Here is a 23,180-nt window from a genome sequence, read left to right as displayed (position 1 = left end):
CTCACACCGCGTCTTTGCGCCGGTTAAGCGGATAGCAGGGGGACGATTCGGGCTCGGCAAGGGGAAAGGTCATAATAAAGGTCGTGCCTTTGCCGATCAAGCTTTCCACTTCGATCGTACCGTTGTGATCCTGAACAATTTTATGGCAGATGGATAGGCCCAGTCCCGTTCCGCTGTCTTTGGTCGTAAAGAAGGGGTTGAAGATCTGGTCCAGCTGTTCCACGGGAATTCCGCTGCCCTGATCTTCGATTTCAAGTACAGCATGGTGATCGCGCTCATATAAGCGGATCGCCATTTTTTTATTGTCCTCCATAGATTCATACGCGTTTTTAAAGAGATTAATGAGCAGCTGCACCATTTTATCCTGGTCCATCCAAATATTCATCGGTTTTTCCGGAGGATGATACACGATTTCATGACCCAGCCGGGATATCTCGGACAAGGTCAGCGAAATCACGCGCTGAATGCACGCCTGCATCGACTGTACCCTGAACTGTACGGCGTGAGGCTTGGAGAACTGCAGAAATTCGGCGGTCAGCTCGCTCATTCTGCTGATTTCGTCCATGATCAAAGGATACCAGGTTTCGATGTTGTAGCCGTTCGATTTCGAGATTTGCAGAAAACCCTTGATGGTGGTCAGGGGGTTCCTGATTTCATGCGCCATGCCGGAAGCGAGTTCGCCGACGATTCTGAGCTTTTCCGAGCGGAGCATGTGTTCCTCGCGTTTCAGCCACATTTCCCGCTTCATGCTGAACAGGCTGTTTTCCGCGACCAGCACAAGATCGTCCTTCGAAGATCCGTCATCGGGGAGCACCGCGGTACCGTAGGTGATTTGAATCCCCGTCAACTTGGGGAGTTCGGATCCGAGCTGCTGATCCACATAGGCCAGCATCGTTTCTTTGTCCTCATAGGTAACAGCTACCGCGAACTCGTCTCCTCCGTAACGGGAAATGAAAGCCGCCTGGGAAAACTTGATTTTCAGCAGAACCGCGATCTGCTTCAGGATCTGGTTGCCCGCGTGAAAGCCCTGTGTTTTGTTCATCGCCTTCAGGTCCGTGCAGTCAATCAGGATAAACAGCAGCCGGCTTTCCTTGTCGACCAGGTTAAGGAGCATCGAATGGCACGCTTCGAAATTGGGCAGACCTGTGAGGGAGTCATGGGTCATCAGCCGCCTTCTTTCCCCGGCTAGTTTGTCTCTTTGTCTAAATGTGTTGAATACGGTCAAGGCGAGTCCCATAAAGATGGCGAAGTTGCTTAAGTAAAGCAGAATCATCCAGAGTGGCGGATACACGGAAAAGGCGGGAGCGGTTATCAGCGCGATAACGGCAAAGGTGATGAGATTGAGCGTAACCAGCATCCAGACGGTTTTCCGCGACTTGGACTCGTAAACTTCCGAAGCGAGCAGGAGCAAATAAAGGGTAAAGCACCAATCGGTTTGGCTGCTCCAGTGAAACAGCGTAAGAAGAACCAGTTTGACGGCTGAAAAGGTGACGGAGGATCTCTTAAGGCCGAGGACGGCGGCAGCGAGGAACAGCAGGCTGAGCGGGAGCCATCCACTAACGGACAAACCGAGCTTCCACGAAGCGATGCTGATGACCGAGGCATAGAAGATAACGAACCATTTGTAAATCACACAATCCACCCCACTTGAAAAAGGCCGTGCCGCGCAGCAGAGCCAACGAACGGGGCCGGGCTCACAAGCGCGTAAGGCCAAAGTTTTTGGATTAGTACTTTAGTCCTGTCTTCCTAAAAAACACGAAAACCAGGCAGGTCACCTGGTTTCTTTAAACGGATGCGGCTTATAGAGTGTAAATTTGATGCTGCTTGATAAACGACATCTTTCCCGTTTTTCCGATATAAGCGGGCATACTGTCCCCATAGTGCATAAGCCGGATCCTGGACTGGACCGACTCGGGGAGCGTGAGCAGCTCTTCAAGCGCAGCGTGAACGACGCCGGGCCCTTCCAACTGACAGTCGTGGAAAATATGGCGGCAGTCTCTTTTCCCGACGACTTCGTTTAAAAGCAGCTCGGGCTGGAAGATCATATCCGCGCTGTAGAAAATGGTGTCGTTAACGAAGAGGGAGAAGCTGGGTTTGCCGGAGATATGAGGCGTCCGGATAATTTCGATACGGAATCCCGGATGAATTTCAGAAGTCCGGCCTTCTTCAAGCAGTTCGACGTCGAAATAATCCGCCAAGCGGTTTAAATTTTCTCCGGTGTTCTCCATTCCGCCCTTTAAGGTATGTTCCCAGATAGGAGCCTCCAGTGCCGCGGGCAGCAGCAGTCTGAGCTTTCGCCCGTATACGTAACGCATTTGCAGGGCCAGCTCTTCAAGCCCGCCGACGTGATCGGAGTGAAGGTGCGTAATCAGGACAGCGTCCAGTTCATCCGGCTTCATATTCAGCTCATGCAGAGCGCGCGGCGCCGTATTCCCGGCATCGACCAGGAGAGTAAAGCCGCTGCAAGTCCAAAGTGCATTGTTGTTGAAATATTTCTTGGCAAACGCACTGCCGGTTCCGATCATTTGCAGCTGCAAGCTCACAGAATAAGCCTCCGATCTGTAGAGTAACGTACTACCCACACTCTAGCACGGAAAAAGTTGGATTTCAACCGCTTTCATCTGTCAAAACCATGTGATATTCAAGTAAAACGGCTTCTTCCCGAAGCCAAGGAGTGGTATAATAAAGGATGAAAGATTTGCAGCGAGGTGAGGGAAGGAAGGGGAAGGAGTTGGCTTTCTCAGTGGGTTCGAATTTACACGCGATTTCTCTGTTCGGTACGCTCGGCATGGCGCTTCTCGTGATTGCCATCCGGATGAAAGCTTCCAAACGGCCGGTAAACGCGATGAAAATATTAATGCCGCCAATCGGCATGAGCACGGGGTTTCTTATGTTTGTCGCTCCGTTGACGCGAATACCGGTCACTTGGGGGTTGATCGCTTTCGCGGTGGGAGCGGTCGTGTTTGCCTACCCGTTAATCCGGACATCCGGATTTTCGAAGCAGGGCGATCATGTGTATCTTCATCGTTCCAAAGCGTTTTTGATCATTTTGATCATCTTGCTCGCCATTCGTTTATTTCTGCATTCGTACGTGGAAGATTACATTACGGTGTACCAGACGGCCTCCGTATTCTTTATCCTGGCGTTCGGAATGCTGCTTCCTTGGCGGGTGGCTATGTACGTGCAGTACCGCAAACTGATGAACAGCTGAATCTGACGAGCCGCTTTACGGCCTGAATAAGGTTAGGAGGCGGCCCGTTTTTTCATTTGTTCCACGATGAGGCCGTCCAGCTGCTGGCTGACTTCGACGACACGCGGATGATTCAATTCATATTTGTATTGCGCGGCCATATAAGTAAGGACGCTTTTGAGGTATTCGATTTCCAGGTCAAGTGATCGGTTCATGGACGTGAGCACGGGATCTCCTCCTGCATGATCGTAATTTATACAGCCGGACATCAGCGGCTGCAGACTAGATAGGGTACGGAGAGTGAAAGCATTGATATGGATCGTGTGGAGCGTCCTTCTGCTCCTTATTGCCGGGTTTCTTGCTTCGGTCGGCATTGCCGCTTATGTGGGCTGGCAGCTGACTCATCCGAAAAGGCAGCCTGTCGACGACTCGCCCCTGAATTACGGGCTTGCTTTCGAGGAGGTGGAGATAGCCAGCCGTACGGGAGACATTCTGCTGAGCGGCTGGCATCTTCCTCCTTTCGATACGGCGGTCAGGCAGAACCCGATGACCGTCATTATGTCTCACGGATACGCCGGAAACCGGCTCGAACGCGGGCTTCCGGCACTCGCGTTAGCGCGGGATCTCGTTACAGCGGGCTTCCGTGTGATTATGTTCGATTTCCGGAATTCCGGGAAGTCCCAAGGAAGCATGACCTCCGTAGGCTACTACGAAAAGCATGATCTGCTCGGCGTCATCGACTGGGCAGCGGAAGCGTATCCCGGTGAAGCCGTGAGTCTGATGGGGTTTTCGATGGGAGCGACGACCTCTCTTCTGGCGGCGGCCGAACATGAGAAGGTTGCCGCCGTAGTGGCGGATAGTCCGTTTCATCATCTCAAAAAATATTTGAAATCAAATTTGCCGGTATGGTCGGGTCTGCCGAACATTCCTTTTACTCCGCTTATCTTACGCCTTTTTCCGCCTCTGCTTAAAATCGATCCCGAGGGGGTCGATGCGGTTAAGGCGGTTGAAGCGATCTATCCGAGGCCCGTTTTTTTCATACACAGCAGCGACGATCACGCAATTCCCCCATCTTCTTCCGAAGAAATGTGGAGATGCCATCCGGATGCGTTCGATTTCTGGCGGACGGCCGGAGCGCCTCATGTGGGCTCTTACCATTTAGAATCGGCAGAATATGCCCGTCGTGTTATAGCGTTTCTGGAGAAAACGGTTTCCAAAGAAACAGTATATCCCCATGAAGCGATTATATCCTGTAATTCCCATTAACCTCAATTGCTTCCTTTTGAATCGGGCTGCCGGCAATTCTGCAATGCTTGGATTTATAAGGAAAAATCCGGTGCGGACGGGCGTTTGACCTGTTCCGTTTTCCGTGATACGATACCATCGAAAGATGCAAATTTAAAACGAAACGAGGTTCTACAATGAGCGATCACAAACACGATCATGATCAGGATTGCGGCTGCGGACACGATCACGACCATGAGCATGAAGAAAGCGTGTTTATTGTAACGGACGAAGAAGGCAAAGAGCATGAAATGGTCATGGTGTACACATTTGACTCTCAGGATCAGCTGTATGCAGTACTGCTGGACAGAAACGATCCCGAAGCAGACGGTGTTATCTTCCGTATAGAAGAAGAAAACGATGACGCCTACCTGGTGAACATCGAAGATGAAGCTGAATGGGAGCGCGTCGTAGCGGTCTACAATCAGATTATCGCGGAAGAAGAACGCGAATAGGTTCCGTATCCGGCATACATACGTACGGCATGCGTGCGTACGATAAAAAATCCCTTTTCCTGTATAAGGAGAAGGGATTTCTGCATTTCTCGTTAAGGTTCGTTATTTGCGGGGATTAAAGTACATGGTGCGGCCGTTGAACAGGTCCAGTTGAGCTTTCCACTGGCGGGCCAAATATTTCCCGAGTTCGTTGGCTTTGGATTTATCCCCGTGGGTTGCGGTATCCGGAAGAACGATCTGGACGTAATGCTGAAGAGTGTCTTCCCGCGCTTCGCTTCCGACACCTAGAACAATGCTGCGGTAACGAGGCGTGGTTCCTTTCAAATAGAACCATTTGCCTTCCCCTTCGGGCTTCGTCTCGACCGTATAGGGAAAGCCGGCCGAATCGTATTCCCAGTTCAGCTGGGCGCCGGTTCTGGAAAGCTGCTCGCGGTAATGCTCGAGCTGGTTCTTCAGTTCGTCCAGGGTGGGGGAAGTCATTGTGGAGCCTGTGACAAAACGGATAAATGCGCTTTGACTCATTGCTTGGCACCTCCAAAACTGCAATCCCCCACATCATAGCATCCGTGGACAATTTTGACAATCTTGTGCCGCTTGGAGCAGAATTAGAAAATCGGCTGCGTTTCCACGATGACTTTGACGAACTGGCAGCTGCGGTCTTCCGGTCCTTTTACGGGCAGCCCGACTTCGACGTGTTCCACAATGTAGTCGATGTTTTCCTGCGAGATCACTTCACCCGGCAGCAGAATCGGAATACCCGGCGGGTACACGTAGATGAATTCGGCAATGATTCTTCCCGCCGATTCCTTGAACGGAACCACCTCCGTATCGCCGTAGAAGGCGTCGCGGGGGATCAGGGAAAGCTGCGGTATTTCCGGGATGATCACGATCAGATCGTCTTCGGCATTGCCGGTATAGTGCTCGGCGGACAATTCGCGCAGCGCCTGCAGAAGCACGTCGATGTTATCTGAAGTATCGCCAGGCGTGACAAGACACAGGATGTTGTACATGTCGCTCATCTCAACCTCGATGTTATAGCGGTCTCGGAGCCAGTTTTCCACATCGTAGCCCGTTAGTCCGAGATGACGGATATGAACCGTCACTTTGGTCGCATCGTAAGCGTACGTGGCTTCCGTGCCGAGAATTTCTTCCCCGAATGAGTACAGGCCGGGGATCTTGTTGATTTCGCTGCGTGCGTATTCGGCCAGGGCGATAGTGCGTTCCGCCAGTTCATGGCCGTTCAAGGCCAGATGGCGGCGGGCGGTATCCAGCGAAGCGAGCAGGATATATGAGGTCGAAGTCGTCGTCATCATACTCATGATCGTCTGAATGCGCTTGGGGTTTACGCGGCTTCCCTGTACATTCAGCACGGAGCTTTGCGTTAGAGAGCCGCCGAGCTTATGTACGCTTGTAGCCGCCATATCGGCGCCCGCTTCCATTGCGGACATCGGAAGTTTATCATGAAAATGGATAAGCACCCCGTGCGCCTCGTCGACCAGAACGGGAATGTCGTAGCTGTGAACGAGATCGACAATCTCTTTCAAGTGCGTGCATACGCCGTAGTAGGTAGGGTTGATTACCAGGACCCCTTTGGCGTCCGGATGTTTCTCCAGCGCGCGGCGTACGGACTTGGTCGTAATTCCGTGATCGATCCCGAGGTTTGCGTCACGGGCGGGCGATATGAAGACCGGTTTGATTCCGGCGAAAATGATAGCGGCCAGCACGGATTTATGCACATTCCGCGGTACGATGATTTTATCCCCCTGACCGGCTACCGACATGATCATGGTCATGATGGCGCCGCTCGTGCCCTGGACGGAGAAGAAGGTATGCTCCGCGCCGAAAGCGTGGGCAGCGAGTTTCTGGGCTTCTTCGATAACGCCTGTGGGCTGGTGAAGGTCATCCAGCGGTGCGATATTGATCAAATCGATGGACAGTGCGTTTTCGCCGAGAAATTCCCGGTACTCAGGGTCCATCCCGACTCCTTTTTTGTGACCTGGAATATGGAACTGGATCGGATTTTTCTCTGCATGCGTGCGCAAGGCCGAGAATAGGGGTGTGCGATGTTGATCCATCCGGCAACCCTTCCCTTCTGCGTGGAATTTCTGCGAATCGCTGATACGAATCACGAGATTGAACAAACAAAATAGAGTATAACAAAAACGGACGGGCATGCAAGTATATTTTTTGAAAATAGTTTGTCCATCCTGGGGAAAACCTAACAAAAGAACGCTGCAAGAGAGGGGCGAGAGATATTGTGATGAATCTGGCGGGTTGGAAAAGGAAGGCGGGGGCGGCCACGCCCTTTGTCGTACAGCTGCTGGTTATAATGTTTGTGGTGGAATTCGTGAAGGGGGCGCTCCTACTGACGATTCTGCCCGTTTATATGAAAACGGTCCTGGGTGCGACGGCGTTCGTCATAGGCTGGTCTCTGGCCGCCCAGTATATCGGGGACAACGTGTTCCGTACGCCGGTCGGATGGCTGATCGACAAAGCCGGCTACCGGCTGTCCATGCTGATCGGCATTCTGCTCTCGGGGAGCTCCGTGCTGATCATGGCGACCTTCACGCATCACGCCTGGATGGTGGCGGCATGCGCCATGCTGGGCGTCGGTACGGCCCCGCTGTGGCCGGCCGTCATAGCGGGAACGACCGAGGTCGCGGGAGACAAGGCGAAAGGAACGATCATGAGCGTGGTCTACATGGCATGGCTCAGCGGTACGGGCCTCGGGCCTGTCGTGATCAATTTCTTTATTCACGGGTCGAATTACGGCCCGGCCTACCGGCTGCTGCTCATTTCCATGGGCGTTGTTCTGCTGATCGCCCTGTTTCTGCCGCGCAAACCGCTGCTCCGCGAAGGCGGGGAAGGACGTGCGGAAGTGAGCCGGCATGCTCCGGCCGGCGCCGCATTCCCGGCGGGCGCGGCGATGGAAGCGGGCGGCGATCCCCTCGGGGAGGCCGTCACCGCAGCCGCGGCTGGAGGAGACTCGGGCAGTGCGGCAGTTATGCCGGCCGCGGACAAGCAGCCGCTCGGGGAGCGCGTGCGCCTCTACATGCGGGAAGTCCGCGCCTCACTGCGGGAGATGAAGGTCAGCCGGCTGCTGTTTCCGGCGATGTTCATCCAGACGTTCGCGCTCGGAGTTCTCACTCCTATCCTGACGCTGTATGCCCGTGAAGTTCTGCATCTTTCGCCGGGTCAGTACAGCATGCTGCTCATTCTCGGGGGCGGAGCGGCAGTAGCCCTGCTCGTTCCGGTCGGAAAGCTCGTGGACCGCAAGGGCATCAAAGGACTGCTGACCGCCGGGCTTATTTTTAGCTCGGTCTCTCTGCTGGCGCTCGGATTTATCAGGCAGCTCGGAGCCGTTTATGCCGTCGTCGGGCTGCTAGGAATCGGCTACGCGCTTATCATTCCGTCCTGGAATGCCCTGATCGCGTCCTGTGTGCCCAAAGAGAAGAGAGGCGCCGTCTGGGGCTTTTTCCTGACCATTGAAGGGCTCGGCATGATCGTGGGCCCCATCGTTTCCGGCAAGCTGTGGGATGCGTTCGGCCCGTCCGTGCCCTTTACGGTGAGCGGATCGGTGCTGCTGCTTCTGCTTGTGCTCCAGTGGAGGATTTTGGCTAAGAGCGGGGGGAGTACCGCACCCTATACCGGCTGAGCCGGCGTGGATCGCTTCTTGAGGCTCCTCTGCCGAAGGGCGTCCCGAAAGTCCCGCCTTCGCTGCGGGGCTTTTTTTAATGGGGCGAAGCCAGATTCCCGAGGGCAAGCCCCTGTAATGATTCGGCGCAGGAGGAGGAGGTGTACACATCGGGGGCAGATACATGTAAATATCGTAAGAAAGACCATCTGATTCCAGTGAGGCGCTGTGCTATACTGAAAGCAGACCGAAGAATAGGAGGTGGAAGGGAAGCAAAGGAGTTCGTTAAACCCTAAAGTGAAAGCGCTTTAACTTTTGGTTGTACCCATTTTAAAGGAGGCTGTTGTGATGAAAATTACGTTAACCCGACAAAGGCTGCTGCGTAAAAGTCTGCTGTCCGCCGTCCTGCTCGGCTCCGTGTTGGCGCCCGCCATGTATGCCGCCGTGCCGTTTGAATCAGGCTCTTCCCCGGATAAGGTACCCGCCGGAATCGAAGGACAGGCCGCTGCGGCGCTTCGCACCGTATCGTGTTCGTCGACTTCGTGCCTCCAGAGCGCCTTGAAAAACGCGCTGCCCGGGGATCGTATCCTGCTTGCGCCGGGTACGTACAAGGGGACATTTTCCTCGTCGGTCAACGGCACTAAAGCGAATCCGATTACGATTGAAAGCTGGGACCCGGCCAATCAGGCCATCGTATCCGGCACTTCAGCGGGAGGCGGTTACTGCCTGAAAATTACGGGCGACAACTGGGTGATCAAAAATCTCAAGTTCACGAACGCCCAGAAAGGCATCATTCTGGACAATTCGAACGATACGCTTATTTCCGGGGTCGAAGTATACGGTATCGGCTATGAAGGCGTGCACTTCCGCGACGGAAGCTCGCGGGGCATTATCGAAAATTCGTATATTCACGACACGGGCACCGTAAACAAAGGATTCGGGGAAGGCGTATATGTGGGGTCCGCCGAAGGAGCCAGCTACAACCAGACCGTAAACGATACGATTATCCGGGGCGTGCGAATCGGTCCCAATGTCACCGCGGAGCACATCGACATCAAGGAAAGAACGAGCGGAACGCTAGTCGAGAACTGCGTGTTCAACGGCACGGGCATCAGCGGCGAAAATTATGCGGACAGCTTCATCGACGTTAAAGGCAACAACGCCGTTATCCGCAACAATACGGGATCGAGGAACGGGAACAACGTAATCGTCGACGCTTTTCAGCTTCACCAGATTGTGGCGGGCTGGGGCGTGAATAATGATTTCCTGGGCAATACCGTCAACCTGGATCAATCTTCCGCTTATGTCATTAACGCTTCTCAAGGGACGCAGGCCAAGGCGCACGACAATATCAGGAATCCGGCCGGGAACATGTACAAGGGCAATGTGACGACCTATTGAGAACGTGAAATGGCAAAAAAGGGAGTGCCTCCTGCAGGCACTCCCTTCTATCGTTCGGACTGAAGCGGTCGGACAGTGCGCAAACGTGGCGGGCAAAAAATCAGGACTCCCGCGCCGGAACGCGCTGCTCGACGTATTTTTCCAGGTCCGGAGCGAGCAGGGCCTGGATGCGGCTGATGAGCTGGCTTTTCGTAATGCCCTTGCTTTCGGCGATCTGCTGGAGCGATTTTCCCTGCCGGAGTTCGCGGTGGAGGTCTTCCTTGCTGATGCCGATGGCCTGGGCGAGTTTTTCCTGATCCGGCTTGAGGCCGTGACGCATTTTCCCGTGCTGGTGACGGTTATGGTGGTCCAACAGCGCCTTATCCTGCAGCATCCGCTTAAGATGCTCCGCCATTCTCTGCTTCAAGGCCGCTGCGTGCTCCGCATTGAGGCGTCCTTCTTTTACCGCCTGATCAATCTTCGAATCGCGGATCGCAAGCAGCTTGGCCGTCAGATCCTTTTCGCTGACTCCTTTTTCTCTGGCCACGTCGGAGAGGCTTTTGCCTTTGTCCAGCGATTCTTTCAGAGAAGGGACGGTTGTGCCGAGAATGGTGGCGGCTTCCTCGAGAATCGGGAGACCGGTGACGCTGCTGTCTTTCGGGTTATGGGAGTCCTGTCGTCCGGGCACGCCCGCGGATGGAGTTGGCTGACTGAGGACGGCTTCGTCTGGTAGTTCCTCCGGAGAGCCGAAGGCGGCTGCCTGTCTGGCGCCGAGGGATACCGAACCGAGTAAAAAGGCGAGTGCCAGCGTACCGGCCCATTTTTTCTTCGATGGCTGTAAAAACATAGGAAGAACCTCCTTGTAGATCGGATGTCCTTCCTAGTATTTCCCAAGCGGGAGCGGATTATTTGCGGGCCGCGTTTCTTTTTTTTATGAGAGCGGCGGGTTCACACTTTGTGCGGAATTGCCGATATAGGGGATAGGACCAGCCGGTGGCTTATCCCCGGGCCGTCCGGTAGAAAGGCATCAGGGACTCGAACGTTTCCTTCGCCATCCGGGTGAATGCATCGCCCTTTCGCAAAATCGGGTCCTGCTGGTCAAAATGCCGTCCCACGAGAAACTCGGCTTTTTTCACATCCCGGAAGCGGACAAGAGCGTCGCCGAACGTTTCGGCCGTCAGGTCGCCGGCGGGCACGCTGCGTTTCTGCATATGATCGAACGACAATACATAATGCTCCGGGATGCTCCGGTACAGCTCGTCTTGGCTCGCGAGAAGACGTCTCGCGATCGCCAGCTTGTCCGGCACCTCGTAGATCAGGGCGAACCAGAGGAAAACGTGATCGTCGAACAAGCCGATCTGGAAGTGAGGGTGCTGCTTGTATCCGCGTTTATTGGCGGCGATAGCCAGCCAGGTGTCTTTGGGCGGATTTACGGTGCGCCGGGCATGCCTCGCGATATGCAGATGCATTTCGGTTCCGGCATGCAAAGCGACATCTTCGCACAGGGTTTCGCCGAGAACTTTGAATTTCGGCTGAATTCGTTCCTGGATCGCTTTCATGCGCTCGTCCAGACCTTCAATCGCAAACGTTTCGAAATCGGATGAATCAAACCCCTGGAAAGCGGGGCGAATGGTTGTGGAGTTGGACATGGGACCTCCCTGGCATGAATGCTTGTTAAAATTTAAGTAAGGCAGATGAAGCGTGCTTACGTAGTTTACTATACCACAAACGCTTGACATGGCCATAACGGGGAAGGTGCGGCCCTATAGAAGTCGCGGGATTTAATTGAAAAGGAGAGAGAACCATGAACATTTCGAGCAAAAAAATGATAGCTGCGGCAGCCGGCGTGCTGATGAGCGTTTCATTCGCGGCAGGCGTTTACGCCGATGACTGGATTCAGAAGGTGACGGCTTATGTCCGCAGCGATTTCAAAGTAGTCGTGAACGGGACACCAGCCAATTTGAGCAGCCCGGTTCTGATCTACGACAACAACAGTTATCTGCCGCTCAAGGAGATCGCTTCGCGACTCAACGCGAACGTAAACTGGCAGGACTCCAACCAGACGATTTACGTGAACACCCGATTGTATCCGGAGCAGCCCGAAACGGGCGATGTCGTGTACGACGAGATTGTGCTGGAAAATCCGACCGCGTACATCATGAAATATTTGGGCGGGGATTATCCGGTTCTCGTGACGCTCAGCAAAGGGATGTACTACCGGCAGAGCGACGTGCAGAAGATGGGCATGGATACGAAGGGCCTCCGGAAAGCCAAAGAAAAGTACACGGGAGAGATTTACATCAACGAGACTGAACTCCGGAAGGTATGGAAGGAAAATCCGATCCTCACGTACGGGGAGGAAATGCCTCCGATCATCGCCGGGGAGAAAGACGATTTCAAAATCCGCGCCCTGCGGGGATACGTCAAGGACATGTCGAATTACAAAATCGGCGATACGTACTTTTTCCACAATCCGATTTTTATCGAGAAGCTTGAAGAGGCCAATACATACCGGTATTTGCTGACAGAAAACGGCCAGTATTATCAGGTGATCCTGAAACTGACCGAGATGCAGAAAGATCTTTATATCGTAGGCAGCTCTTCCAAGCAGCTGTTGGGTAAAACCGCCGTAGACCCGTATTGACGGGAGCGGATTTACCGGCAGGCGCCTAAGATTAAAGCCGTGCCTGCTTCCAGTAAAAGATGGCGATTTGCGTCCGGTCTCTCAGCGCCAGCTTTCCTAAAATTTCAGAAATGTAGTTTTTGACCGTCCCTTCGCTCAGGAATAATTCCTGGGCGATTTCTTTGTTCGAGAGCCCATCCGCGATTTTGGTCACGATGGTCTGCTCGCCGGCATTATTAAAAATCCGGGCAACGCGAGCATGATCAACTCAACGATCGTGACGCCGACCTCCATGCTGGGCGGGTGCTTCTGGCCGATATTCATTATGCCGGACTACCTTCAGAAGCTGTCCAACTTCATGCCGCAGACGCGGACCATCCAAGCCATCGAAAAAATGGCGGCAGGAGCTTCTCTGACCGATGTACGCCTGCCCCTTGCGATTTCGGGTCTCATGGCGGTTGTGCTGCTCGCCGTCGGTTCGGCCATCTTACGGCCGAGTGAAAACAAGGTGAGAATGTAGGCCGCGGCAGTGTTCAATCTAGCTTAAACGTGCTGCGGGGGATACTCGAAAAAGACGCTCTTTTTCCAGCGATAAAAATTGTTGGGGAGAGAGCGTTATTTTTGTTCGGAATTCGGGTAAAAAATTGTCAATATCCAAGTTGCGAAAACATATGAATCATAATAAGATAAAGTAAACTCCAAGTTGTCTGAAATTTCTGTCAAAGCAGCCAATCGAAGTCTTCGGGAGGGGATTGCCGTGAGCAAAAATCACGAAGTCGAATACTGCAATCTGGAATTAAGATTCGACCGCCGGCTCATCCGGCAGTTTATTAAAGCCTTGATTCAAGAGGGGTATTCCCTTTATTGGAACGAAAACGACCACCAGTTTGTGATTTCTATCCGCTCCGGAAGAAAACTAGTCAAGCTGAAATTCGAACGCATAGGCGAACGGTATAAAATCGTCGGCAACTATTCTTTTAAAGATGAGAAGCTTGCCGAAATGATGGAAAAACTGATTGGAGATACGCGGGGGCATGCAGTCGTCAAGCGTTTTAAAGACCGTCAGATCCTGATCGAGAATATCATGTTCGGTGAAATCATCCGCATGGTCGAGATTTCGGGGATCGAACATAAAGTGCTGTTTCAGAAAGAGCCTGTCGTCACATTCGAGGAAATGCTTCAGGCTTTCCGGTCCAGGCGTACCGAGGAGCGGATTCCCGTCCTGCGGCTTGAACTTGACTACGAGCTGGCCGTGCTGAACGAAGCGATTCAGAAGGGCGATGTCCAGGCTGTCGTCGATTCCAAGAAGAAGCTGACCGAAATGCGCCAAGAGATGCTCCTGCTTGAAATGTAACGATCTGAAACGGCCGTTTAGCCGAAATATAGCCCGAAATATAGAGGTAATGGAAAATATTGTTGTCAGGACGGGCCAGGTATGCTATCTTAAAAAAGAATTGAATCAACCGGTGCGGAAGAACCGCCCATGAGCATGCTTACCTGCATGCCGTGGGCGGTTTTTTGTGCTGCCGCCGGGAAAAAACAGCAAAAGGGGAGACGGTAGCGGTGAAACCCGATCCATGCCGGCTGTATGCGGGAGATATTCTCGGCAGCCGCTACAGAATCGTTTCAGCCGTCGGCAAAGGCGGCATGGGAACCGTGTATCTGGCCGAAGACTTGAAACTGAAAGGAAAGCGCTGGGCGGTCAAAGAGACACTTCAGCAGGTACAGGATTATCAGCGGTTCGTAGATGAAGCGGAAATGCTGATACGCCTTCATCATGCTCATCTGCCGGGCATTGTGGATTACTTCCCCCCGGACGAAGAAGGCTTCAGCTATCTGGTGATGGACTATATCGAAGGGGAGACGCTGGCCGAACGATTTAACCGCACGGGCGGCCAAATGGGAGTTGCGGCTGCGGTGAATTATGCGCTGCAGCTTTGCGATTTGTTCCACTATCTCCATGACGAGCTGCCGGTTCCGATGATCTATCGCGATCTGAAGCCTTCCAACATTATGATCGACGGCCAGGAACAAGTCAGGCTGATCGATTTCGGCATTGCCCGGCATTTTAAAAGCGGCAGCCATGCGGATACGGTCCAAATAGGAACAATCGGATTTGCCGCTCCGGAGCAGTTTCAGCAGCTTCAAACCGATCGCAGGACCGATCTGTATTCGCTGGGCGCGGTGCTGTACTACCTTCTGAGCGGAGGCAAGTATCCGTATGCCTCCGGCGTCCCCCTCGCGCGGTTGAATAAGGAGGTTCCGCACGGCTTGTCCGTCGTGGTCGAGAAGCTGCTGGAGCCAGAACCGGACAACCGCTATCCGAACGCAAGAGAGCTGCGGGCAGAACTCAGCGGGGTTTACGCGGCTTTGCGCGGCTACGAGGGGCCGCCCGCACGTTCAGGCGGGTTTCTCGGCCCGGTTGTGATCGCGGTCTGCGGGACCGGACGCGGCGTAGGCTGCACGCATACAGCCGTACTACTGGCTCATTTCCTTGCGCGTAAACGCCGTACCGTCGTATTGGCCGAGGCTAACGCATCGGGGCATTTCAGCCGCATCGAGGCCGTGTACGAGGGCTCGGACGAGCCCCTTCGCGGCAGCGCCGCATTTGATTTGCGGGGGGTGCGGTACGCCAAAGCGGGCGACGGGCTGGACATGATCGGGACTTTGTCGGGATCGTACGATTTCGTCGTTCTCGATCTCGGAAGCTGCGACGAAACGGAGTGGTTCGGGGAGTTTATGCGTGCCGCTGTCCAGGTTGTCGTAGGTACGGGTTGTGAATGGAAGCGCCGGGACATCGCGAAATTCTTCCGCAGCCATCCCGTACCCGATCCTGCCAAGTGCAGCTTGTTCGTGCCGATTGCGTCCGCACAAATGCTGAGGGATATCCGCCGCATGCTGCCGGACGTTCGGCTTATCGGCCTGCCGGTGCATACGGACCCGTTCTGTCATCAGCAGGAGACGGCTGAGCTGCTCGACGGGTGGCTGGGATTCTCGGAACCGCTCAAGCAGGGCGCCGGCCCGTTTGTGCGCAGATGGTTCCGTGCGCGAGTGCCGAAATAACGAAAGGAGAGAGAACGTGTCCATTATCCGCCAGCGAACGAAACATCTGATCTACTCGGGTCTGATAGGAGCATTGACCGCAGGACTGCTTGCTTCGGGAGGATTTGTTTATACGGCGCTTCAGCACCGTAAAAAGCTCAACGAGCTGGAGTATCGGTACCAGGCCGACCTATCGGAGGCTAAATCTTCGTCGGCCAAGACCGAAAGGAGGAAGGTGGTTGTGTTAACCCGGGATATCGAAGCGGGAACAAGGCTTGGGGACGAAGACATTAAGTATCTGGAAATGAATGCGGCCGATGCGCCTGCGGGAACGGATCTTGATCTGCGGCAGGTCGCCGGCAGGACGTTCAAGCTTGCCGGCGTTAAAAACACGCCCGTACTGGCTTCCATGCTGTATGAGGAAGGTATGCTGCCCAAAGATGTCCGTCAGGAAGAATTCAAAGTAATCGGGCTGCCGAGCCAGCTGAAGAAAGACGATTTCGTCGATGTGCGCATCAGCTTTCCGACCGGTCAGGATTATATCATACTGGCTAAGAAAAAAGTGGACAACGTCTCGGAAGGCACGGTGTGGCTTAAGCTCAGCGAGAAGGAGATTCTCGATATGTCGAGCGCCGTCGTCGATGCGCATCTACATGGAGCGAAGCTCTATTCGCTCCCTTACGTGGATCCCCAGATGCAGGACAAAGCCGAGCCTACTTACCCGGTCAATACCAAGGTGCTTGAGCTGATCCGCACGGACCCGAATGTGCTGGAGACGGCTAAGCTGGAACTGATGAAAAGCATGAGGCTGCTGCTGGACAAGGATCTGCAGAATATGGATGATGCTTCGAAGCAGAAAGTAACGGGCGGAATAGGCTCCGGCAGAACAGGTGATAACCCTGCCGGAATTGGCGCCGCTCAGGGAGAGGAAGCCCCTTCGGTTTACGGGTCTTCTACCCGGCCGTCGGCTAAACCTGAGGTGAGTGTTAAACCGGGCGGCGTCTCGCACGGTTTAACCGGATTACCCGAGAAGAAGCCGGCGGAAAGCGCCGGGCCCGAAATGCCTCCCTCTGAAATCAGGGAGAGACAGGAAGATATTTTCCGGGAAGCGGTACAGCCATGACCCGCCCGGTTCATAGAGGAGAGATACGCACATGAAGCTGCTTTGCGTTGGAGCGAAGGAACACAGTGACCTGCTTCTCGGCATTTGCCGGTTAGCGGCGGTGGGAGGAATGCGCGTGCTGCTTATAGACGGAACGGCATCCCGCAGGCTAAGCTGCCTGGTCGCAGCCCGGCCTGAGCCCGAGCTGGTTCAATATGATGAGATTGATGTTGCCTGCCATTACGGCCACTTGTACGAAGCCTTGGAGCACGCCGCCGCAAGCGGGCAGGTTTTGGAAGACTACGATATCGTGATGGTCGATACGGACCGGGCCGATTTTCTGGGGGCGGCAGGCACCTATCCGTTCGAAGGTCTCTTCCTGACAACGGCCTATGATATATATACGATGCGGAGAACGGCCGAACTGATTTGTTCACTGAATGAAGTCTGTCAGGTAAATACCCTTACAAGTACGGTCATCATACGGGATGCCGTGGAATGCGGCATTGACGAAGAGTATGTGGATAAGATGCTGGCTCCGCTGCCGTTCATAACGCCTGACGAATATCACAAGCTGCCCTTCGACGAAGTGGATCTCGCTGTACGCATCGACAGTGAATACCAGGGAAAAGTCGGAATCAGGCGCATGTCGAGAACGTACAGGAATGTGCTGCTGGCTGTTACGAACGAAATAACCGGAGAGGACAGAGCCGTCCTCAAACGGACAATCAAACAAGCCATGAGGAGGAAAACAGGATGAGTCAGGTAGCGTTTTGGGCACCCGTACGGGGACATGGAGCCGCAACATCGAATGTGCTCGCCGTCTCTACGATGATTGCGCTCGATTATTACGCACGGATTATGATTACTCATACGAAAAGAACAAGAACGGCGCTGGAAAATGCCTTCGGGCGGCCCTCTTCTTCGGACAACAACCTGCTGTCGTTTAGCGAATACGGACTGGATGCGCTGGAAAGGCTGCTTCAAAGCGACAAGCTGACGCCCGAGACGATTCAAGACTACACAAAACCGATCGTCAAGGATAGGCTGGACCTGCTCCCCGGATCGAGGAAGCCGCTGGCTGACCCGGATTGTTTCCGGGAAGAAACATTGCCGTATATCGTAAACAGTGCCAGCCGTTACTATGACCTTACCTTTGTTGACGTCGGAGACGGGTATAAGGAAGGCAGCTCGGAGGCCATTCTTCGTAATTCGGATCTGATCGTCGTCAATCTCAGTCAAAACCTTGAGCTGCTGGAGCGCTATTTCAACAAGGAGCTTTGGACGGAATCTCTGCAAAACAAACCTCTTCTGCTCGTGCTGGGCGATTATGACGGAAGCTCCCGCTTCAATGCCGTTAATCTGGCCAGGAAATTCAAATGGAGGCAGCCGCTCTATACCGTTCCGCACTGCACCGGTTATTTGGATGCCTGCAGCGATAAAAATGTCCTGGAGTTTTTTCTGAGGAGCCGAAATGCGGGGCCGGGTCATTCCTCGTACGCATTTGTCACGGAGGTCAGGAAGCTGACCAAAGCTCTTCTCAACCGGTTGGGTCTGGATTCGAAGCTTATGCAGGAAAGGGGGGCTTAGCCCTCCATGTCAACGGACAGGTTAAATCTCGCTTTGATTACCATGGCGGTTATTTTTGCGGCAGTATGGCTCTTTACCAAAACGGGAAGCCGGCACGGCAGAAGATCTTCCGGTCCGAGACGGGGAAAAAGTTACTCTATCGAGGCTATGACGGTGTTTATTAAAGAAGCTTTTGCCGAGATAACGGCGGGCGGGGGAAGCGAACTCCGGTTGTCCGGGGAGGAATACCGGCGCAGCCGGAATAAAAGGCTTCAGCTAAAAAGAGCCTTGAAGGGATGCGGACACGGCGATCTGCAGGATAAACGATATGTAAAATCCGTCATGCTGGACCTGCTGACCGGTGTTTACGGACTTGGTGAAACAACCATTCACCTTTCTCTGCCTTTTCATAAGCCCGAGCAGCTCTCGGCACAGGACCGGTTTGACATTCTGCTTCATCTGTATCGGAAAAAGTACGGTTACGACGGCCTTCATGAGCTGATCCAAAGGCATAAGCTGGATGCCGTTAAACACGTGATTGAAGACGGCCGCACGCCTTCTTATATCGTTACGGCGGAAGAGATAGGGCACGTATTCGGCAAGGAAGCCGGACTCTTGTTTTTTCAGGATAAGCTGGAAATTGTGGTACAGCGGATTTATCAGCATTACAAAGGTTTCGGCGTGATCGATGCCATCCGCGAGATGCACATCGACGGTGTTTCGGGAGGAGTTTCCGGAGCGCTTCCGGACAGTGCAGGCCATCATGGAGTTTCGTTTGCGGAGAGAGAGGCTGACGGGATTCACCGGTATAGGAGAGAAGAAATCACGGCTTACGATAGCGTGTGGATTTTCTACCGGGGAAAATCCATCCACTTTTCGTTCCTCAGTTTCGGCACTCATGAAGAGCTGCGGCGGGTCTGTCAAAACATCTATAAATATAATTATCCGGGTCAGCTGTCCGAAACGAACGGATACAAAGTGAACGACATGAAGGACGGATCCCGTGTCGTTGTAGTCCGGCCTCCCTTTTCGGAATCGTGGGCGTTTTTCGTCCGCAAGTTCGATCTGCCCAAAGCCTCGCTGGACCAGCTTGTTCAAGGCAGCAATGCAGGGCTGGCTGTCGAGCTGATTCGTCACCTTGTCAAAGGCTGCCGGATAACGGCTGTGACGGGAGCCCAGGGAAGCGGGAAAACAACCCTGCTGATGGCTATGGTGCAATCCATTTCTGCGACCCTAACGCTTCGCGTACAAGAAATGGCGTACGAACTGCATCTGAGAAATTTATACCCGCAGCGCAATATCTTAAGTTTCCGGGAGACGGATCACATTACGGGGCAGCAGGGTCTCGATGTGCAGAAAAAAACGGACGGAGCCGTCCATATCCTGGGGGAAGTGGCGACCGACACGGTAGCTGCCTGGATGATTCAAATGGCCCAGGTAGCCAGCTTGTTCACCCTTTTTACCCATCATGCCAAAACGTTTGCCAGCCTGATCGACTCGCTCCGCAACTCTCTGCTCAAAACGGGAATGTTCCAAAATGAAGTCATGGCCGAAAAGCAGGTTATCCGCGTGATTCATTTTGACATTCATCTGCGTAAAAGCGCCGACGGAACGCGTTTTATAGAACGGATAACGGAATGTGTTCCGCTGGATAGCGATTTGTACCCGAGCGAAAAAGCGGACTTGACCGACAAGGATACGGTTGAACTCCCCGGCTTTCTGGACGATGCCTCCGAATTTTTTCGGAGGACAACGGACCGCAAGCTTTACGAACAACGAAATATTGTGGAGTATCGGGACGGTGCCTACCGGGCTTGCCTGCCAATCAGTCTCCGCAATACCGAGGAAATGCTGGATCATATGACATCAGCGGATGCCCGGGCATTCGAAAGATTTTTGGAAACGCATTGGGGAGGCGATATTATTGCCGCTTCGTGATTGGTTGCTTGGGATCGCTTTATTCAGTGCGGGCGCCGCATGTGTAATCTGGCTTTTATACGTATACGCGGGTAAAAGACGGGCAAAGCTTAGCGGTTACGGGCAGTACGAGCTTCAGAAGCTGATTTCTCCTTTAAAAGGGAATGGAAGAAAACGGTTCGAACGGCTGTACGGGAAATTATACGAATTCGTGATCAAAATCCCTGGAATTTCCCTTTATACACAGCGTATACGCCGGAGAATTGCTCTTTTATATTCCTACGACGAGAGCATGATCCGAATGGAAACCGGGCGGATTACGCTGCTTGCTCTCCTGATCGTCTGGTTCACCACGGGATTTATTTTTCTTTTCTACCCGGATGTTTCTTACATGCTCATGATTTTGCTCGGAAGCCTGGTTCTCCACGGAATTCTCATCGATACGCTCGTCCACCGGGCCGAAGACCGTCTGCTCCGGCAAACGACCGAGTTCTTATCGGATGTGCGGCACTATTATCACCAGCACGGAATGGTGGACGAGGCGGTTTATGACGCCGCTCAGATCGCGCCCAGGCAGCTGTCGCTCCATGCGGAAGCGGTGTACGGCACCTTGACCTCCGACCATCCGGAGCGCAGTCTGGAAATCTACTATGAGCATGCGCCGAACCGATTTCTGAAAAGCTTTGCGGGCGTCTCCTTTCTAGTTAGGGAATTTGGAGACAAGCTGCTTCCGTATGGCTCCATGTATCTGCATGCCCTCAGCAAAATCACCTCTGAAATCCGCCTCGAAATACTTCGTAAAGAAAAACTCCATTACCTTTTAAAAGGGCTCTCTATTATTGCGATTTCCCCGATTATGGCTGCCAAGCCCATTGAAACGTGGGCGCGGAATAACTTCCCGGCGATGGATGAATTTTATACGGGCGCCGCGGGATTTGCAGTCAAAACAGGCATTTTTGTGCTTATTATCGTCTGTTTTATCCTGCTCAGAAAGCTTCAGGATACGGCAGAGGAAACGGGAAACCGCAGGAAAGGCCGGAAACCGCCCGAGCAAAAATGGCTGGACAACCGGCTCGTCAACGGGGTCACGCAGAGATTTGTCCCCGCCGTACATTCCATGGAACGGGGCAGGATGCAAAAGCTTCTCAGGGAAGCCAATTCCCCTTTGCTGCTTGAATGGCTTACCCTTCGCCGCCTGCTTACGGGCCTCGCTTGTTTTCTTCTCGTGCTGGGGATGTTTTTGGTTATGCAGAGATTGACCCTTCAGCAGGTTTACTTTTCGCCGACCCGGAATCAAGCGATGTTCGGCAGCCTTTCTCCACAAGAAAAACGGAAAGCGCTGGAAGCTACGGCCTTTGACCGGAACGTCATTCAGAAATTGGAGCGGTCCGGCAGAGAGCTTCGTGAAATGATAGACGAAGAAATGCGGCACCAGGGATTCCAGCCGGATCCAACCGTCCTCAACACCGCGGGCGAACGGATTAAGGCAAAACTGGACCGTATTGCGGGGGCATACTTAGGCTGGCCGGAGCTTTTGCTCTGTTTAATTGCCGGTTGGGCGGGCTACCGGAGTCCGGTTTGGCTGCTGCACATGCAGAAACGAATGCGCAGGATGGAAATGAAAAACGAGGTGGACCAGTTTTATACGCTGTTGACCATACTGGCTCATTTCGAAAGAATGTCCGTTGAGCACATACTGGAATGGCTGGAACGTTTTGCCGTCCTGTTTCAGCCTCCGCTGTCCGCATGTCTGCTCGACTACGAAGCGGGGGCTGATGAGGCGCTGGAAAAGCTGAAGGAGGAAGCCCCCTATACTCCCTTTGTCCGTCTGGTTGAACGGCTTCAGGCTGCCGTTAACCATATTCCGGTCAAGCAGGCGTTTGACGATCTGGAAGCGGAGCAGCAGTATCACTTCGAGCAGCGCAAGCAGGATTATGAGCGGATGATCGAAACCAAAGCCGGCTGGGGACGCTGGATCGGTTTTGCCCCCATGTATGCTCTTGTTTTCCTGTACCTGGTCATCCCGCTCGTTTATATGAGCATGCAGCAGATGAATTCGTATTATCAGCAGATCGGTAAAATCTCTTAAACATAAGGAGCTGGATTACAATGGGAAATGCACAGAAAGCACTAATCATGGCGGCAGGTTTTTTTCTGGCCATTGCTCTGATTACGATTGCGGTGGTGATGTTTATTTCCGCACAGGATGCCACGAAAGCGGCGCAAAACAATTTTTCGGATATACAGACGGAACTTTCCCAGACGGCTTTTACCGTATACGACAATACCGTGGTTTCGGGGAGTCAGGTTGTAAACGCGCTGCGTAAATTTGCCGATAAGGAGCAGTTCGGGATTCAGGTTCAAACGGGAAAAAATCCGGTTGGCTCCTGGTATACGAACAAAATCGATACCACATCGCCATCAAGCAGCCATTACGGTACAGTAATCGCCTCGATAACCAGGGATGCTATTGCGAACGCCACCTTGGAGTCTCATATGGATTACGTGAATCCGAGCGGTAAATTCAAAGCGCACATTATTAAGGATAAGAGCAATGTAATCCGTGCGATTGAATTTATGCAGCAGTAAACGAAGCGATGAACGATTCGGCTCGCTCCATGCTGTTTGTTGGTGTTTCGGTCTGCATGTTCGTCTCGGCTTTAGTCACGGGCATGATGCTGCTCCAAAACGTACGGGAAGCCATTACGGACACTTATTTATCCCGAAAGCTTCTCGATTATAACCAGCAGCCCGCAAATGCCGAGCTCCAAGCGGTTTTGGTAAAAGGGTCGGATCTGATTATGTCCCTTTACTTAAGCGCCGGAGAACCTTACGACATTGAGGTGAGCGGCAAAAGCTATCCGGGCGGGCGGCAGAAAGACGAAACGGATCCGACCGGCATAGATCCGGCTGCAGCTTACCGTTCTTATGCGCTGCGCGATGCCGGGGGAACGTTAAAACGAATCGTATATACGACGCCTTAA

At 53.3% G+C, this 23,180-nt stretch carries 23 protein-coding genes and 1 pseudogene; 16 read left to right on the top strand and 8 right to left on the bottom strand.

The features are described from left to right. Position 1: 1 nt before the first annotated feature. Both AC58P5_RS06490 and AC58P5_RS06485 read right to left on the bottom strand, forming a co-directional pair. Positions 2–1,633 carry an ATP-binding protein gene (locus AC58P5_RS06490; RefSeq protein ID WP_497385284.1) on the bottom strand — a complete coding sequence of 544 codons (1,632 nt, stop codon included), beginning with the start codon at positions 1,631–1,633 and terminating at the stop codon, positions 2–4. Positions 1,634–1,799: 166 nt separating this feature from the next. Further along, positions 1,800–2,543: an MBL fold metallo-hydrolase gene (locus tag AC58P5_RS06485; RefSeq protein ID WP_497385283.1), complete on the bottom strand. Its 744-nt coding sequence runs from the start codon at positions 2,541–2,543 to the stop codon at positions 1,800–1,802. Positions 2,544–2,743: 200 nt separating this feature from the next. On the opposite strand from AC58P5_RS06485, the gene AC58P5_RS06480 reads away from it, so the two are divergent. Next, complete coding sequence (locus tag AC58P5_RS06480; protein ID WP_497385282.1) at positions 2,744–3,211, top strand: CcdC family protein; 468 nt, start codon at positions 2,744–2,746, stop codon at positions 3,209–3,211. Between the two features lie 32 nt (positions 3,212–3,243). Here AC58P5_RS06480 and AC58P5_RS06475 read toward each other — a convergent pair whose 3' ends face one another. After that, positions 3,244–3,417: an aspartyl-phosphate phosphatase Spo0E family protein gene (locus tag AC58P5_RS06475; protein ID WP_497385281.1), complete on the bottom strand. Its 174-nt coding sequence runs from the start codon at positions 3,415–3,417 to the stop codon at positions 3,244–3,246. Positions 3,418–3,490: 73 nt separating this feature from the next. Between AC58P5_RS06475 and AC58P5_RS06470 the strand changes: the two genes are divergently transcribed. Next, complete coding sequence (locus tag AC58P5_RS06470; protein WP_497385280.1) at positions 3,491–4,456, top strand: alpha/beta hydrolase; 966 nt, start codon at positions 3,491–3,493, stop codon at positions 4,454–4,456. A gap of 155 nt (positions 4,457–4,611) precedes the next feature. Further along, positions 4,612–4,929, top strand: coding sequence for a DUF1292 domain-containing protein (locus tag AC58P5_RS06465; RefSeq protein ID WP_497385279.1), 318 nt, complete (start codon positions 4,612–4,614; stop codon positions 4,927–4,929). A gap of 102 nt (positions 4,930–5,031) precedes the next feature. Here the strand turns inward: AC58P5_RS06465 and AC58P5_RS06460 are convergent, their stop codons facing one another. Beyond that, entirely contained in the window at positions 5,032–5,451 is a 420-nt protein-coding gene (locus AC58P5_RS06460) for a DUF1885 family protein (RefSeq protein ID WP_497385277.1), read from the bottom strand. 83 nt (positions 5,452–5,534) lie between these two features. Next, complete coding sequence (locus AC58P5_RS06455) at positions 5,535–7,004, bottom strand: aminotransferase class I/II-fold pyridoxal phosphate-dependent enzyme (RefSeq protein ID WP_497385275.1); 1,470 nt, start codon at positions 7,002–7,004, stop codon at positions 5,535–5,537. 185 nt (positions 7,005–7,189) lie between these two features. Between AC58P5_RS06455 and AC58P5_RS06450 the strand changes: the two genes are divergently transcribed. After that, positions 7,190–8,584, top strand: a complete 1,395-nt coding sequence (locus AC58P5_RS06450) for an MFS transporter (RefSeq protein WP_497385273.1) — start codon at positions 7,190–7,192, stop codon at positions 8,582–8,584. Between the two features lie 327 nt (positions 8,585–8,911). Next, positions 8,912–9,964, top strand: coding sequence for a right-handed parallel beta-helix repeat-containing protein (locus tag AC58P5_RS06445; RefSeq protein WP_497385271.1), 1,053 nt, complete (start codon positions 8,912–8,914; stop codon positions 9,962–9,964). A 100-nt stretch (positions 9,965–10,064) separates the two neighbouring features. On the opposite strand, the gene AC58P5_RS06440 is transcribed toward AC58P5_RS06445, so the two are convergent. Further along, positions 10,065–10,790 carry a hypothetical protein gene (locus AC58P5_RS06440; protein WP_497385270.1) on the bottom strand — a complete coding sequence of 242 codons (726 nt, stop codon included), beginning with the start codon at positions 10,788–10,790 and terminating at the stop codon, positions 10,065–10,067. Positions 10,791–10,941: 151 nt separating this feature from the next. After that, positions 10,942–11,592: a YktB family protein gene (locus tag AC58P5_RS06435; protein ID WP_497385268.1), complete on the bottom strand. Its 651-nt coding sequence runs from the start codon at positions 11,590–11,592 to the stop codon at positions 10,942–10,944. Positions 11,593–11,747: 155 nt separating this feature from the next. Between AC58P5_RS06435 and AC58P5_RS06430 the strand changes: the two genes are divergently transcribed. Further along, a complete protein-coding gene (locus AC58P5_RS06430) occupies positions 11,748–12,587 on the top strand; it encodes a stalk domain-containing protein (protein ID WP_497385267.1) in 840 nt (279 codons plus the stop codon). 31 nt (positions 12,588–12,618) lie between these two features. On the opposite strand, the pseudogene AC58P5_RS06425 reads toward AC58P5_RS06430, so the two are convergent. Beyond that, positions 12,619–12,792: pseudogene (locus AC58P5_RS06425) on the bottom strand (response regulator transcription factor); the annotation flags it as partial. 33 nt (positions 12,793–12,825) lie between these two features. Between AC58P5_RS06425 and AC58P5_RS06420 the strand changes: the two are divergent. From AC58P5_RS06420 to AC58P5_RS06375, 10 genes are all read left to right on the top strand, one after another. Continuing rightward, complete coding sequence (locus tag AC58P5_RS06420) at positions 12,826–13,086, top strand: hypothetical protein (protein WP_497385266.1); 261 nt, start codon at positions 12,826–12,828, stop codon at positions 13,084–13,086. A gap of 237 nt (positions 13,087–13,323) precedes the next feature. Further along, positions 13,324–13,920, top strand: a complete 597-nt coding sequence (locus tag AC58P5_RS06415; protein ID WP_497385264.1) for a YkzI domain-containing protein — start codon at positions 13,324–13,326, stop codon at positions 13,918–13,920. A gap of 209 nt (positions 13,921–14,129) precedes the next feature. After that, positions 14,130–15,629 carry a serine/threonine protein kinase gene (locus tag AC58P5_RS06410; protein ID WP_497385262.1) on the top strand — a complete coding sequence of 500 codons (1,500 nt, stop codon included), beginning with the start codon at positions 14,130–14,132 and terminating at the stop codon, positions 15,627–15,629. A 16-nt stretch (positions 15,630–15,645) separates the two neighbouring features. Further along, positions 15,646–16,731, top strand: coding sequence for an SAF domain-containing protein (locus AC58P5_RS06405; protein WP_497385260.1), 1,086 nt, complete (start codon positions 15,646–15,648; stop codon positions 16,729–16,731). 31 nt (positions 16,732–16,762) lie between these two features. Next, positions 16,763–17,470, top strand: coding sequence for a hypothetical protein (locus tag AC58P5_RS06400; protein WP_497385259.1), 708 nt, complete (start codon positions 16,763–16,765; stop codon positions 17,468–17,470). Beyond that, on the top strand, positions 17,467–18,300 hold the full coding sequence (locus tag AC58P5_RS06395; protein ID WP_497385257.1) for a CpaE/TadZ family protein: 834 nt from the start codon (positions 17,467–17,469) through the stop codon (positions 18,298–18,300). Before AC58P5_RS06400 ends, AC58P5_RS06395 begins: the two co-directional genes overlap by 4 nt. A 6-nt stretch (positions 18,301–18,306) precedes the next feature. Then, positions 18,307–20,217, top strand: coding sequence for a pilus assembly protein CpaF (locus tag AC58P5_RS06390; protein WP_497385256.1), 1,911 nt, complete (start codon positions 18,307–18,309; stop codon positions 20,215–20,217). After that, entirely contained in the window at positions 20,204–22,285 is a 2,082-nt protein-coding gene (locus AC58P5_RS06385; RefSeq protein ID WP_497385254.1) for a hypothetical protein, read from the top strand. The genes AC58P5_RS06390 and AC58P5_RS06385 overlap by 14 nt, the downstream gene beginning before the upstream one ends. A 20-nt stretch (positions 22,286–22,305) precedes the next feature. Continuing rightward, positions 22,306–22,785, top strand: a complete 480-nt coding sequence (locus AC58P5_RS06380; protein WP_497385252.1) for an ABC transporter permease — start codon at positions 22,306–22,308, stop codon at positions 22,783–22,785. 8 nt (positions 22,786–22,793) lie between these two features. After that, a complete protein-coding gene (locus tag AC58P5_RS06375; protein WP_497385251.1) occupies positions 22,794–23,180 on the top strand; it encodes a hypothetical protein in 387 nt (128 codons plus the stop codon).

The sequence above is a fragment of the Paenibacillus sp. JT31N7 genome, assembly GCF_059692095.1.
The sequence above is the reverse complement of the archived record's forward strand: the minus strand, read 5'-3'. Positions and strand labels throughout refer to the sequence as shown.

Excerpts from the sequence above, each read along its gene's own strand:
- AC58P5_RS06400 (WP_497385259.1), top strand. The coding sequence starts at position 16,763 with ATGAAGCTGCTTTGCGTTGGAGCGAAGGAACACAGTGACCTGCTTCTC.
- AC58P5_RS06460 (WP_497385277.1), bottom strand. The coding sequence starts at position 5,451 with ATGAGTCAAAGCGCATTTATCCGTTTTGTCACAGGCTCCACAATGACT.
- AC58P5_RS06380 (WP_497385252.1), top strand. The coding sequence starts at position 22,306 with ATGGGAAATGCACAGAAAGCACTAATCATGGCGGCAGGTTTTTTTCTG.
- AC58P5_RS06455 (WP_497385275.1), bottom strand. The coding sequence starts at position 7,004 with ATGGATCAACATCGCACACCCCTATTCTCGGCCTTGCGCACGCATGCA.
- AC58P5_RS06450 (WP_497385273.1), top strand. The coding sequence starts at position 7,190 with ATGAATCTGGCGGGTTGGAAAAGGAAGGCGGGGGCGGCCACGCCCTTT.
- AC58P5_RS06375 (WP_497385251.1), top strand. The coding sequence starts at position 22,794 with ATGAACGATTCGGCTCGCTCCATGCTGTTTGTTGGTGTTTCGGTCTGC.
- AC58P5_RS06440 (WP_497385270.1), bottom strand. The coding sequence starts at position 10,790 with ATGTTTTTACAGCCATCGAAGAAAAAATGGGCCGGTACGCTGGCACTC.
- AC58P5_RS06430 (WP_497385267.1), top strand. The coding sequence starts at position 11,748 with ATGAACATTTCGAGCAAAAAAATGATAGCTGCGGCAGCCGGCGTGCTG.
- AC58P5_RS06435 (WP_497385268.1), bottom strand. The coding sequence starts at position 11,592 with ATGTCCAACTCCACAACCATTCGCCCCGCTTTCCAGGGGTTTGATTCA.
- AC58P5_RS06390 (WP_497385256.1), top strand. The coding sequence starts at position 18,307 with ATGTCAACGGACAGGTTAAATCTCGCTTTGATTACCATGGCGGTTATT.
- AC58P5_RS06420 (WP_497385266.1), top strand. The coding sequence starts at position 12,826 with ATGATCAACTCAACGATCGTGACGCCGACCTCCATGCTGGGCGGGTGC.
- AC58P5_RS06465 (WP_497385279.1), top strand. The coding sequence starts at position 4,612 with ATGAGCGATCACAAACACGATCATGATCAGGATTGCGGCTGCGGACAC.
- AC58P5_RS06395 (WP_497385257.1), top strand. The coding sequence starts at position 17,467 with ATGAGTCAGGTAGCGTTTTGGGCACCCGTACGGGGACATGGAGCCGCA.
- AC58P5_RS06445 (WP_497385271.1), top strand. The coding sequence starts at position 8,912 with ATGAAAATTACGTTAACCCGACAAAGGCTGCTGCGTAAAAGTCTGCTG.